Below are 12,138 nucleotides of genomic sequence, written 5' to 3'. Positions count from 1 at the left end.
CAACACCACCATGCAAGGCGTGCCCGAGCACTTCGACCAGCCGCAGGACCGGGCGGAGTTCCGCCGCGCGGCCGGACACGAAGGTGTCGAGCTGTACCGCGCGCACATCGTGCACCACCAGTTCGCGCCGCACATCCACGACGGCTACGGCCTCGGTGTGATCGAGGCCGGCCAGGAGCGCTTCGACTACCGCGGCCGCGAGCACCTGGCCCCCGCCGGCGCGATCGTGCTGATGCAGCCGGGCGAGCTGCACACCGGTGGCCCGGCCTCGCCACAGGGCTGGCGTTACCGCATGCTCTACCTCGACGAGGCGGTGCTGGCCGCCCACCTCGGTGACGCGCCCACTTGGCGCTTCGACAGTGCGGTCTGGTCAGGCGACACGGCCCGCGCCGCAGCGATGGTGCAGGCGATGGCCGCGTTGTGGCAGGCCGAATCAGCACCCGCTTGCGACATGGCATTGGCCGACGTGCTGGCCTTGCTCGCTCCGCTGGCCGCTGACCATCAGCCGCCGGCCAACGCGGTGCCGGTAGGTGGGCGACCGTTCCAGCGTGTCGTCGATGCGCTGCACGCCGATCTGTCGCGCGAATGGCGCTTGGCCGAGTTGGCGGCGCTCGCGGGTCTGAGCCCGTTCCATTTCCAGCGCGCGTTCAAGACCGCCTACGGCATCAGCCCGCACCAGTGGCGCATCGCACTGCGGGTGGCCGAGGCCAAGCGGCTGCTCGCGCGCGGCGTACCGGCCGCCGAGGTGGCCGCTGCCGTCGGCCTCGTCGACCAGGCGCACCTGACGCGCCGCTTTGCCGGCATGTACGGCGTGACGCCGGCGCGCTATCAAAGACAGCTGCGTACCAGCGTCGCGGTCAGTCCAGCGGCTCCAGCACCGCGGCCGCGGCCTTTTGCACCGCGCGGCTGAGCGCCTCCAGCACCGGCAATGCGCGGCGTCGATGCTGCCAGTACAGCGGCACCGCCAATGTCTGCCCCGGCACCAGCTCGACCAGTTCGCCGCGGTCCAGCATCGGCTGCACCATCGCCTGCATGTTCATGCCCCAGCCCAGCCCGGCGAGGCAACCATCGACAAAGGCCTGGGTCGACGGCAACCAGTGCGTCGGCGCGGGCAGGTCGCGCCCGAGCGCCAGCTCGATCCATTGGCCTTGCAGCCGGTCGCGCCGGTTGAAGGTCAGCGCCGGTGCCTGCGCCAGTGATTCGGCGTTGATGCCATCGGCAAAGTGGCGCTGCATGAAAGCCGGGCTCGCGGTCGCGCAGTAGCGCAAGCGACCCAGCGGCACGCTGCGGCAGCCGGGCACGGCCTGAGCGAGTGCCGTCACGGCCGCGACCACCTCGCCGCTGCGCAGCCACTCGGCGGTGTGCTCCTGGTCGTCCAGGCTCAGGTCGAGCAGCAATGGCGCGTCGGCGGTGGCTTCGGCCGCAGCAGCAATGAACCAGCTGGCCAGGCTGTCTGCGTTCACCGCCACCGGCAGCGTCACACGGCCCTGCACGCCTTGCGCCAGCACCGGCAGCTCACCGAGCAGCTCGTGCTCGAGCAGGCCGACCTGCTCGGCGTGGCGGGCCAGCGCACGGCCGGCTGGTGTCGCGCGTGTCGGGTTCGAGCGCACGACCAGCACCTGGCCCAGCCGTTCTTCGAGCAGGCGCACGCGCTGCGAGACGGCAGACGGCGTCAGGTGCAACGCCCGTGCGGCGCGCTCGAAACTGCCTTCGCGCAGCACTGCGGCCAGGGCGTCGATCAGGGCGTAGTCGAGCAATTCAAATCCGCTTCATTGGCTGAAGAAAGTCTAACTGGCGTTCTGCGGCAACGGCCGGCAAGCTGCGCGGCATGCTCGATGACGCCCCGCTCACCACCGCCGCTTCGCTGCTCGACCCCGCCCTGCAGGGCCTGGCGCTGACCTTCGGCCTGATCGTCGCGATCGGCGCGCAGAACGCCTTCGTGCTGCGCCAGGGCCTGCGGCGCGAACACGTTGGGACCATCGTCGCCTTCTGCACGCTGGCCGACGCGGTGCTGATGGCCGCTGGCGTCGCCGGGCTGGCGAGCCTGATCGGTGCGCAGCCCGGGTTGGCCCGCCTGCTGGCCGGCGGCGGGGCGCTCTTTCTGTTCGGCTACGGGCTGCGCGCGCTGTGGAACGCCCGCGCTCCGGGCGCGCTGCAGGCCACAAGCAGTATCAGCCTGGGCCGCCGGCAGGCGCTGGTGCAAGTCGCCGGCTTCACGCTGTTGAACCCACACGTCTACCTCGACTCGGTGCTGCTGATCGGCACGATCGGCGCGCAGCGCAGCGGCGCGCCCGCGCGGGCTGCCTTCGTCGGCGGCTGTGTGCTGGCCAGTGCGCTGTGGTTCACCGCGCTCGGCTACGGCGCGCGCAAGCTGGCGCCGCTGTTTGCCCGCCCGCAAGCCTGGCAGGTGCTCGACGCACTGGTCGGACTGACGATGCTGGTGCTGGCGTGGAAGGTCTTGCCCCTGGCCTTCCCACACTGAGCCTGAAACAGCAACGCGGTACAAGACCGGCCACGCCCGGCCCGGGCATCATCGGCGGCATGGGAACTGGAGTGTTGTTCGCGCTGGCCGCCGGCCTGATGTGGGGCCTGGTGTTCGTCGGGCCCTTGATGCTGGCCGACTACCCGGCCGTGATGCTGTCGTTCGGCCGCTACCTGGCCTTCGGGCTGATCGCGCTGCCGCTGGCTTGGCTGGACCGCGCCAACCTGCGCCAGCTGAGCCGCGCCGACTGGATCGAGGCGATGAAGCTGGCGCTCGTCGGCAACGTCGTCTACTACCTGTTTCTCTCGTCGGCTATCCAGCGCGCCGGCGCGCCGCTGCCGACGATGATCATCGGCACGCTGCCGGTCGTCATCGCGACCTGCGCCAACGTGCGCAACGCCGCGCGTGACGGCCACCTGCCCTGGCGCCGGCTCGCGCCTTCGCTGGGCCTGATCGCGCTCGGCATCGGGCTGGTCAACCAGGCCGAATGGACCGCGCTGCGCGCCGACCCCGACGCCGATGTCGGCCGCTATGCGCTTGGCGCCGTGCTGGCCGTGGGCGCGGTGATCTGCTGGACCTGGTACCCGCTGCGCAATGCCGACTGGCTGCGCGCCCACCCCGACCGCAGCCCCCGCAGCTGGGCCACCGCGCAGGGCGTGGCCACGCTGCCATTGGCCGTCGTCGGCTACGCATTGACCTGGGCGTTCTTCAGCGCCACCGACGCACCGTGGGCGATGCCCTTCGGCCCGCGGCCCGAAGCCTTCATCACGCTGATGCTGGCGATCGGCCTGCTGTCGTCGTGGCTCGGCACGCTGTGCTGGAACGAGGCCAGCCAGCGCCTGCCGACCAACCTCGCCGGCCAGCTGATCGTCTTCGAGACCCTGGCAGCACTGGCCTATGCCTTCGTGCTGCGCGGCCACGGGCCCACGCCCACGACCATCGCAGGCATCGCCCTGCTGATCGCCGGCGTCGCCTGGGCATTGCGGGTCGAGCCGGAGCCTGTCGCCGCCGAAGGTCATTCGACCTAGCGGGCCCCCCGCAGGGCTTCGTGCCCGGGTGTTGACAATCGAATTCGTTTGAATACACTTGTGTTCAAAGGAACACGAGAGGCATTCATTCATGGTCAGCACCGCTGTCTCGATGGAGCCGCTGTCCGCACGCATCCCGAGTGACCTCTACCTGTGGCTGGCCCAGCTGCAGGTCGAAGGGGCCACCACCAACAGCGACAAGCTGCGCGTGCTGCTCGGCCAACTCAAGCGCCAACACGACGGCGCATTCGATTTCGTCGCCGCGCACGCGTGGTCGCGCGACCTGGTCGGCCGGCTGCGCGACGCGCTGGTGCGTGTGGAAGGCACCGCCGGCCGGCACTCCGAGGTGCTCAATGCGGTGCTCGACCACCTGGCGACCTCGCTCGCGCTGGCGATCAGCCAGACGCCGAGCAACGAACAACAGGCGGCCCAGTTGGAGGATGCGCTGGTGCGCCGCGCCTTCGCGCTGGCCGAGGCGCTGCTGCGCCAAGGCCTGACCGACGAGGCGGCCGCCTACGACCCGGCGGTGGTGAAGCGGCACATGGCCGCTACCATTCAACTCGCCTCGACCCTGCAAACCTTGAAGGGAACGTGACATGGCTGATTCACTGAAGACACGGGTGGGCCGCGTGATCACCGGTGGCGTGCATGCGCTGCTGGACCGGCTGGAAGACCAGGCGCCCGAGGCGATGATGGAGCAGGCGATCCGCGAGGCCGACGGTGTCATCACCGACGTGCGGCACGAGCTGGGCACGACCTCGGCCAACCGCCACCTGGCGCAGCAACAGCACCTGAACCTGAACCGCCAGCACGAGGCCCTGAGCGAGCAGCTCGGCCAGGCGCTGGCGCAACAGCGCGAGGACCTGGCGCGCACCGCCGTCGCCCGCCAACTCGACATCGAAGCGCAGCTGCCGGTGCTCGAATCGACGCTCGCCGAGTTCGCCCGCCAGGAGACGGAGCTGCGCGGTTATGTCGAAGCGCTGCTGGCCAAGCGGCGCGAGATGGACACGGCGCTGGCCGAGTTCCGCAAGAGCCGGCTGGCCGCGCAGGCCAGCCTCGCACCGGGTCGCCCGGCCGGTGCCGGCCCGGCTGACATGCGCATGGCCGCCGCCACCGGCGCCTTCGACCGTGTGCACCAGCGCCAGACCGGCATCGGCGCGACCAGCGTAGGCGCCACGTTGCAACAGGCCGCGCAGCTGAAAGAACTGGACGACCTGGTGCGCCAGAGCAAGATCGAGGAACGTCTGGCGCAGTGGAAGGCCCAGCAGTGAAAGCATCGACGCCGTGAGCCTGTTCATCACCGCCGAAACGCTGCCCTTCGGCATTGCCTTCGCGCTGATCATCGCGCTGGCGCTGATCGAGGGCCTGGGCATGCTGGTGTCGTTGAGCCCGAGCTCGTTGCTCGACCACCTGGTGCCTGACGTCGACACCGACGTCGACACCGGGCTGGACCGCGTGCTCGGCTGGCTGCACCTGGGGCGCGTGCCGTCGCTGGTGCTGCTGGTGCTGTTCCTGTCCGGCTACGCGCTCTTCGGCTACAGCTTGCAGGCGGTCGTGCATGGGCTGTTCGGCGTCTACCTGCCGGCCTGGATTGCCGGGCTGCTCGCCGTGCCACCGGGCCTGGTCACCGTGCGCAGCTTCGGTGCGCTGCTCGCGCATCTGGTGCCGCGTGACGAGACCAGCGCCGTCAGCGAGCAATCGCTGATCGGCCGCACCGGCGTGATCAGCGGCGGCGCGGCCCGGCGCGGGATGGCGGGGCAAGCCCGCGTGCGCGACAGCCACGGCCGCAGCCACTACCTGATGGTCGAGCCCGACGTCGACGACGAGGTGTTCGACCACGGTGTCGAGGTGCTGATCGTGCGCAAGGCCGGCAGCTTCTACCGCTGCATCCGCAACCCGTACCCCACGGTGCTTTGAGTTTCGAGTTTCGTTGTTGTTGAGAGGGAGGAGATTGACGATGGACAACCTGATCCAGATGGGCGGCCTGGCCGGCCTGATCCTGATTGCGCTGCTGACGATCGGCGTGGTCTTCGCGCGCCTGTACAAGCGCTCGACCAAAGAGATGTCGTTCGTGCGCACCGGCCTCGGCGGCCAGAAGGTGATCATGGACGGCGGTGCGATCGTGCTGCCGGTGTTCCATGAGCGCGTGTTGGTCAACATGAACACGCTCAAGCTCGAGGTGATGCGGCGCGAGCGCGAAAGCCTGATCACGAAAGACCGCATGCGCGTCGACGTGACCGCCGCGTTCTTCGTGCGCGTGAAGCAGACCGAAGAAGCGGTCAGCACCGCGGCGCAGACGCTGGGCGCTCGCACCTTGAGCCCGAACGAGCTGAAGGCGCTGGTCGAAGACAAGTTCGTCGACTCGCTGCGCGCCACCGCCGCGACGATGACGATCCAGGAGCTGCAGGACAAGCGGCGCGAGTTCGTGCAGGCGGTGCAGAACGCTGTCGCCGAAGACCTGGAGAAGAACGGCCTGGAGCTGGAGTCGGTTTCGCTGACCAGCCTGGACCAGACCGACAAGCAGTTCTTCAACCCGAACAACGCCTTCGACGCCGAAGGCCTGACCCGCCTGACCGAACAGACCGAAGCGCGCCGCAAGCAGCGCAACGACGTCGAGCAGGACACCGAGGTGCAGGTGCGCACCAAGAACCTCGAAGCCTCGAGGCAGAAGCTGTCGATCGAGAAGGACCAGGAGTTCGCGACGCTGACCCAGAAGCGCGACATCGAAACCGCGCGCGCCGAGCAGGCCGCACAGATCTCGACGCAGCAGGCCGAGCGCAGCCGCGAAGCCGAGGCTGCGAAGATCGAGGCCGAACGCCAGGTGAGCCAGAAACGCATCGAGGCCGACCGTGAGATCCGCTCGGCCGAGATCGAGAAGAACCTCGCGGTGCAGACGCGCGAGATCGATCTGGAGCGCAAGACCGAGGTGCAGCGCGCCGACCAGCGCAAGCAGGTCGAGATGGCGCGGCAGGACACGCAGATCGCGATCGCCAACAAGTCACGCGAACAGTCCGAAGCCGACGCCGCCGCCAACCTGGCGCGGGCCGAAGTGGCGAAGACCGAAGAAGGTGTGACGACCTCGCGCCAGGTCGCGGTGGCTCAGCGCGACAAGGCGATCCAGCTGATCGAAGCCTCGAAGGAAGCCGAACAGAACGCGATCGCGGTGACGGTGGCAGCCACGGCCGAGAAGAACGCCGCGCTGGACCGCGCCGAGGCGATCACGATCGAGGCCCAGGCGAAGCAGGCCGCGTCGATCGCCGAAGCCGAAGGCCGGCGCGCGATCAACGAGGCGTTGAACACCTTGTCGGCCGCGCAGATCGATCTGCAGGTGCGCACCCAGCTGCTGCAGCAACTGCCGCTGATCATCCAGCAGGCGGTCAAGCCGATGGAGAAGATCGACTCGATCCGTATCTTTCAGGTCAACGGCATGCCCGGTGCGCCGGGCGGCGATGGTGGCTCGGCCGGTGCCCATGGCGCGACCGGCGCGAACGGCGCGACCTTTCCCGAACAGGTGATGAACTCGGCGCTGCAGTACCAGATCGCCAAACCGATCGTCGATGCGGTGATGAAGGACGCGGGCCTGTCCAACGAAGGCATCACCGGCGTTGCGCATGCGCTGTCCGGCATGCTGAAGCCGCCGGCCTCGCCGGACCCGTCGTCGCACTGAAACCGGTTCAGCCGGCCGCGACCACCCGGTTGCGGCCGGCCAGCTTGGCGGCGTAAAGCCGCTTGTCGGCCAGTGTCAGCAGCGCCTGCGGCTCGGCCGCTTCGGTGGCGTCGGCCACGCCCAGGCTAGCGGTGACGCGCAGGTCCGGCGAGACGCTCGTCCAGCCGTGATCGGCCACCGCCTGGCGCACCCGCTCGGCCACCTCGGTGGCCGCATCGCGCGAGGTCGCGGCCAGCGCGAGCACGAACTCTTCGCCGCCGTAGCGCACCGCGCGGTCGTGGCCACGGCAGCCTTCGCCCAACAGCTTCGCCACCTTCGTCAGCACCTCGTCGCCGACCCCGTGGCCGAAGCGGTCGTTGATCTGCTTGAAATGGTCCAGGTCCAGCAGCACCAACGCGAGCGATTCACCGCGCTCGACGCGCGGCAGGTGCTCGACCAGCCAGGCCTGCAGCGCGCGCCGGTTGCCCAGTCCCGTCAGCGGGTCTTCGCTGGCTTCACGTGCCCATTGGCTGGTCAACCGCGCCAGCTCAATGCGCAGCTCGCGCCGTTGCACCGCGCGCTGGGCGGTATCGGCCGAGCTCTGGCGCTCCAGCTCGCGCACCTGCTTCAGCGCAGCCAGCGCCGCCGCGGCGTCGCCCAAGGCTTCTTCGGCATTGGCCAGGCCTTCTAGCGCGGCAACCCGGTCTTCCACCGTACCGCCTTCGTTCAGCACCACCAGCGCGGCGCGGTACTGCTCGCGTGCCTCTGCGGGGCGATTCAGGGCCTGCAGGCAATGGCCCCACTCGGCCAGGCACAGCCCTTCGTTGGGCTTCATGCCGAGCGCGCGGTACTCGGGCAGCAGCGCGCGCAGCTCAGCGGCGGCCTCTTCATCGCGGCCCAAGCCATGCAGCGTGATCGCCCGGTTGCCCAACGACATCGCGCGCAGGCGCCGGCTGTCCCGCACCGCGCAGTCGTCGGCCAGCGCCTGCCAGGCTGGCACCAGGCCACCCAGCACACGGCGGCGCTGCAGATCATCGGGCGGCAATGCTTCGACCTCGCGGTTGTGCGCGTTCAGCAGCGACAGCCTGGCATACAGGTGCTCGGCGGGCGTACCGACGCGGCGGCACAGCGCCTCGGCCTCGTTCAGACACGACAACGCATGCTGGTGCCGGCCAAGGACCGAGCTGTTGATGCCGATATGGCGCAGCGCCTGCGCCAGCCGCGGCTCATCGCCTTGCAAGCGGGCCTGCTGTTCGACGCGCTCGAGCAATTCGACCGCCGCGGCGTGGTCGCCCGCACCGCGCAACGCTGCGGCAGCGCGCAGCAAGCCCTCGTTGCAGCCGCCCGCATCACCCAGGTCGCGGTACAGCGCATCGGCCGACAGCGCGGCACGCAAGGCATCGGCAAACTGGCCGGCCGAGTTGCACGAGTCCGCCAGCGCCAGCAGCGCCTGCGCACGCGGCACGCCCACCGCGTCGTGCAGCGCCTCGCGCGCCAAGGCCAGCGCACGTTCGATCTCGCCGCGTTGGATCAGCTGCTGGGTCAGGGCCTCGATGTCGTTGCTCATCGTCGCGGGGCGACGGCCAAAAGCCACCGCCATGAGACCAGGTTAGGGACCTGGAGTCTGCCAGCAAAAGCAGACTAGGGGTGGGTTTGCCCGGTGAGGCTGTGGTCGAATCGGCGGATGAACACGTTCCTCGACCCGCTGCTCGACCCGCTTTACAAAGGCTACCCGGCCAACGCACCGGCGCTGCGCCGTTCGCAGATCGGCGAGCAGGGCTGGAACGTGCTGGCCAACCAGCTACCGCTGCCGCTGGCGGTGGTCCACCGCGACGCGCTGACGCACAACCTGAGCTGGATGCAGCGCCTGGTCGCCGAGGCTGGCATTGCGCTCGCGCCGCATGGCAAGACGACGATGTCGCCGCAGCTGTTCCAGGCGCAGATAGCGGCCGGCGCCTGGGGCATCACCTTCGCCACTGTCCAGCAGCTGGCGATCGGCGTCGCCTCCGGCGTGCGGCGCGCGGTGATCGCGAACCAGGTCGTGCAGACCGTCGAGCTGGCCGCACTGGCAGCGCTGCAACGGCAGACGCCCGACCTGCGCGTCGCCTTCCTCGTCGACTCGGCTGAGCAACTGGCGCGCATCGAACAGGCCGACCAGTCGATCGCCTTCGAGGTGCTGGTCGAGCTGGGCCTGCCAGGCGGCCGCACCGGCGTGCGCACCGACGAAGAGGCGCTGGCGCTGGCGCGGCGGCTGCACGCCAGCCCTTGCGTGCGACTGGTCGGCGTCGAGGCCTACGAGGGCCTGTGGGCCAAGGGCGAAGACACCGAGGATGCCGTGTTGGTCAACGGGCTGATGCAGCGGCTGCACCGTTTCGTGGCTGCGTGCGACGCCGAAAAACTCTTCGACGCCGGCGAGATCATCGTCAGCGCCGGCGGTTCGGCGGTGTTCGACCTGGTCGCGCGCGGGCTACGCTCGAACCCGTCGCCGCGGCCGATCCAGGCGCTGCTGCGCTCGGGTTGTTACGTGACGCACGATGACGGTGCATACCAGCGTTATGCGCAGGCGGTGAACCGCCGCCTGGGCTGCAGCGACGCCAGCGGGCTGCGCGCCGCGCTCGAAGTCTGGACCGTCGTGCAATCGTGCCCCGAGCCGGGGCTGGCGATCCTGAACGCCGGCAAGCGCGATGTCTCGACCGACTGGGGCCTGCCAGTGCCGACCAAGATCGCCCGCGCCGGCGAGCGCCGCGCCACCGCTGCGCCGGCCGGCTGGACGATCGACAAGCTGAACGACCAGCACACCTACCTGCGGCTGAACGACGCCGGCGTCGAGTTGCAGGTCGGCGACCGCGTCGCGCTCGGCATCTCGCACCCCTGCACCACCTTCGACAAGTGGCGCTGGATGGTGGTGGTCGACGAGGACTACCGCGTCGTCGACGCGCTGACGACGCACTTCTAGCGTCCTGAAGCCGCCGGGCCCCGGCCCGGTCCTGCGCCCGACGGTCATCCCCAGCCCGGTGGACGACGGCCGGTCTTCGCATTGCCGAGAATGGACCTCCGATGAAAGACCTGACGCAAGGGCCGATCCGCGGCCACATCATCGCGATGGCGGCGCCGATCGCGATCGGCATGCTGGTCCAGACGCTGTACTTTCTGGTCGACCTGTACTTCGTCTCGCGCCTGGGCAGTGACGCGGTGGCCGGTGTCAGCGCCGGCGGTAACGCCGTGATGATCACCATCGCGCTGACGCAGATGCTGAGCGTGGGCACTGTCTCGCTGATCTCGCATGCAGTCGGTGCGAAGGACCAGCCGCGCGCGCAGCTGGTGTTCAACCAGTCGCTGGGGCTGGCCGCGGCCTGCACGCTGTTCGCGCTGGCACTGGGCCTGGTCGGCATCGTGCCCTACATGCAGACGCTGGGCGCCGGCGAGGCGATCGCCGAAGCTGGCCGCACGTACTTGTTCTGGTACCTGCCCGGCCTGGCGCTGCAGTTCCCGATGGCGGCGATGGGCTCGGCGATGCGCGGCACCGGTGTCGCCAAGCCCGGCATGGTGGTGCAGATGCTGACCGTGCTCGTCAACATCGTGCTCGCCCCGATCCTGATCGCCGGCTGGGGCACCGGCCACCCGCTCGGCCCGATGGGCGCCGGCCTGGCCAGCAGCCTGGCGGTGACGGCCGGGGTGCTGATGATGATCGTCTACTTCGTGCGGCTGGAGAGTTATGTCTCGGTCGACTGGCAGGCGATGTGGCCCAGGCTCGCGGTGTGGAAGCCGCTGCTGCGCATCGGCGTGCCGGCCGGTGGCGAGTTCTTCCTGATGTTCCTCTACACCTCGGCGATCTACTGGCTGATCCGCGGTTTCGGCCCGGCGGCGCAGGCCGGCTTCGGCATCGGCATGCGGGTGATGCAGGCGACCTTCCTGCCGGCGATGGCGATCTCGTTCGCACTGCCGGCGGTGGCCGGGCAGAACTTCGGCGCCCGCCAGGCCGACCGCGTGCGCGAGACGCTGAAGCAAGGCGTGATCCTCGAGTGCAGCATCATGTTCTTGCTGGCGGTGCTGTGCCACCTGGCGCCCGAGAAGATGATCGGCGCCTTCACCAACGACCCGGCAGTGGCGGAGGTGGGTGTGAGCTTCCTGACCATCATCTCGACCAACTTCGTCGCGATGGGCTTCGTCTTCGCCTGCTCGGGCCTGTTCCAGGCGATGGGCAACACCTGGCCGGCGATGGCCAGCACCGCGACGCGGCTGGTGACCTTCATCGTGCCGGCGGTCTACCTGTCGCAGCAGCCCGGCTTTGCACTGCGCCAGGTCTGGTTCCTGTCGGTCGCCACCGTGCTGCTGCAGGCGCTGGTCAGCGGCCTGATGGTGCGCTGGCAACTGCGCCAGCGGCTGCAGAGCTTCGGCACAACGGCGACGCCTGCTGCCGCCTGACGCAACAGGTTCACATCGGCTGCGGCTGCAAGCCCAACGCTTCGTAGCGAGTGCCGGGGGTCACCCGCACGTCGTCGACGAACGGTGGCAGCGGCTTCCAGGTGTCCGGGTGCTCGGGCGGCACGTGGCCGGCTGGGCACGGGTTCAGCCTGCAGCGGTAGGGCTGGCCCAAGTGCGTGACGATGTAGCCCTGGCCGTAGGTCACCGGCTGGTTGTCGCCCAATGAGGCCACGTCGGTCCACATCTCGAGCCGCAGGTAGTCGAAGCCAAACGGCAAGCCGGCATCGATGAAGCTGACCGGCTTGGCATCGATACGCTTGTTGCGCTTGCCGATCACGTTGCCGTTGGTGCCCAGCCCAGTCGGCAGCAGGTTCGAGAACTTCTCAGGCCCATCCCAGTTGGTGCCGGTGAAGCGGATCGGCGACGTCGTGTTCATCACCCGCAGCAGGTGGTCGTAGGGCACCGCGTCGCTGTAGACCTGGTCGCGCTCGAAGCGCCAGTGGCGCCAGGTGTTGTCGGTGAAGCGGAAGTCGATGCCCGGGATCGCGGTGCCGTTC

12 protein-coding genes are annotated in these 12,138 nt (G+C 69.3%); 9 read left to right on the top strand and 3 right to left on the bottom strand.

Annotated features, from left to right (window positions below; all coding sequences use genetic code 11):
- Nucleotides 1-10 precede the first annotated feature (10 nt).
- Nucleotides 11-910, top strand: coding sequence for an AraC family transcriptional regulator (locus tag AC1DYI_RS04880; RefSeq protein ID WP_477202949.1), 900 nt, complete (start codon nucleotides 11-13; stop codon nucleotides 908-910).
- Here the strand turns inward: AC1DYI_RS04880 and AC1DYI_RS04875 are convergent.
- Complete coding sequence (locus AC1DYI_RS04875; RefSeq protein ID WP_477202948.1) at nucleotides 858-1,757, bottom strand: LysR family transcriptional regulator ArgP; 900 nt, start codon at nucleotides 1,755-1,757, stop codon at nucleotides 858-860. The genes AC1DYI_RS04880 and AC1DYI_RS04875 overlap by 53 nt on opposite strands.
- Before the next feature lie 71 nt (nucleotides 1,758-1,828).
- On the opposite strand from AC1DYI_RS04875, the gene AC1DYI_RS04870 reads away from it, so the two are divergent.
- From AC1DYI_RS04870 to AC1DYI_RS04845, 6 genes are all read left to right on the top strand, one after another.
- The gene (locus AC1DYI_RS04870) at nucleotides 1,829-2,482 is read left to right on the top strand and encodes a LysE/ArgO family amino acid transporter (RefSeq protein WP_477202947.1); all 654 of its coding nucleotides are present in this window, start codon (nucleotides 1,829-1,831) and stop codon (nucleotides 2,480-2,482) included.
- A 59-nt stretch (nucleotides 2,483-2,541) separates the two neighbouring features.
- Complete coding sequence (locus tag AC1DYI_RS04865) at nucleotides 2,542-3,510, top strand: DMT family transporter (protein ID WP_477202946.1); 969 nt, start codon at nucleotides 2,542-2,544, stop codon at nucleotides 3,508-3,510.
- A gap of 91 nt (nucleotides 3,511-3,601) precedes the next feature.
- Nucleotides 3,602-4,105, top strand: a complete 504-nt coding sequence (locus AC1DYI_RS04860; protein WP_477202945.1) for a hypothetical protein — start codon at nucleotides 3,602-3,604, stop codon at nucleotides 4,103-4,105.
- A 1-nt stretch (nucleotide 4,106) separates the two neighbouring features.
- Nucleotides 4,107-4,781, top strand: a complete 675-nt coding sequence (locus AC1DYI_RS04855) for a PspA/IM30 family protein (protein WP_477202944.1) — start codon at nucleotides 4,107-4,109, stop codon at nucleotides 4,779-4,781.
- A 13-nt stretch (nucleotides 4,782-4,794) separates the two neighbouring features.
- Nucleotides 4,795-5,427, top strand: coding sequence for a YqiJ family protein (locus AC1DYI_RS04850; protein ID WP_477202943.1), 633 nt, complete (start codon nucleotides 4,795-4,797; stop codon nucleotides 5,425-5,427).
- A gap of 40 nt (nucleotides 5,428-5,467) precedes the next feature.
- Nucleotides 5,468-7,177 carry a flotillin family protein gene (locus tag AC1DYI_RS04845; protein ID WP_477202942.1) on the top strand — a complete coding sequence of 570 codons (1,710 nt, stop codon included), beginning with the start codon at nucleotides 5,468-5,470 and terminating at the stop codon, nucleotides 7,175-7,177.
- A 7-nt stretch (nucleotides 7,178-7,184) separates the two neighbouring features.
- Here the strand turns inward: AC1DYI_RS04845 and AC1DYI_RS04840 are convergent, their stop codons facing one another.
- Nucleotides 7,185-8,723 carry a GGDEF domain-containing protein gene (locus AC1DYI_RS04840; protein WP_477202941.1) on the bottom strand — a complete coding sequence of 513 codons (1,539 nt, stop codon included), beginning with the start codon at nucleotides 8,721-8,723 and terminating at the stop codon, nucleotides 7,185-7,187.
- Nucleotides 8,724-8,840: 117 nt separating this feature from the next.
- Here AC1DYI_RS04840 and AC1DYI_RS04835 point away from each other — a divergent pair, with 117 nt between their 5' ends.
- A complete protein-coding gene (locus tag AC1DYI_RS04835; RefSeq protein WP_477202940.1) occupies nucleotides 8,841-10,112 on the top strand; it encodes an amino acid deaminase in 1,272 nt (423 codons plus the stop codon).
- 101 nt (nucleotides 10,113-10,213) lie between these two features.
- The gene (locus AC1DYI_RS04830; protein WP_477202939.1) at nucleotides 10,214-11,581 is read left to right on the top strand and encodes an MATE family efflux transporter; all 1,368 of its coding nucleotides are present in this window, start codon (nucleotides 10,214-10,216) and stop codon (nucleotides 11,579-11,581) included.
- Nucleotides 11,582-11,591: 10 nt separating this feature from the next.
- Here the strand turns inward: AC1DYI_RS04830 and AC1DYI_RS04825 are convergent.
- A partial coding sequence (locus tag AC1DYI_RS04825) for a hypothetical protein (RefSeq protein WP_477202938.1) occupies nucleotides 11,592-12,138 on the bottom strand: 547 nt, incomplete at its 5' end.

It is taken from the genome of Ideonella sp. P3_A4, from assembly GCF_056403075.1.
The sequence above is the reverse complement of the archived record's forward strand: the minus strand, read 5'-3'. Positions and strand labels throughout refer to the sequence as shown.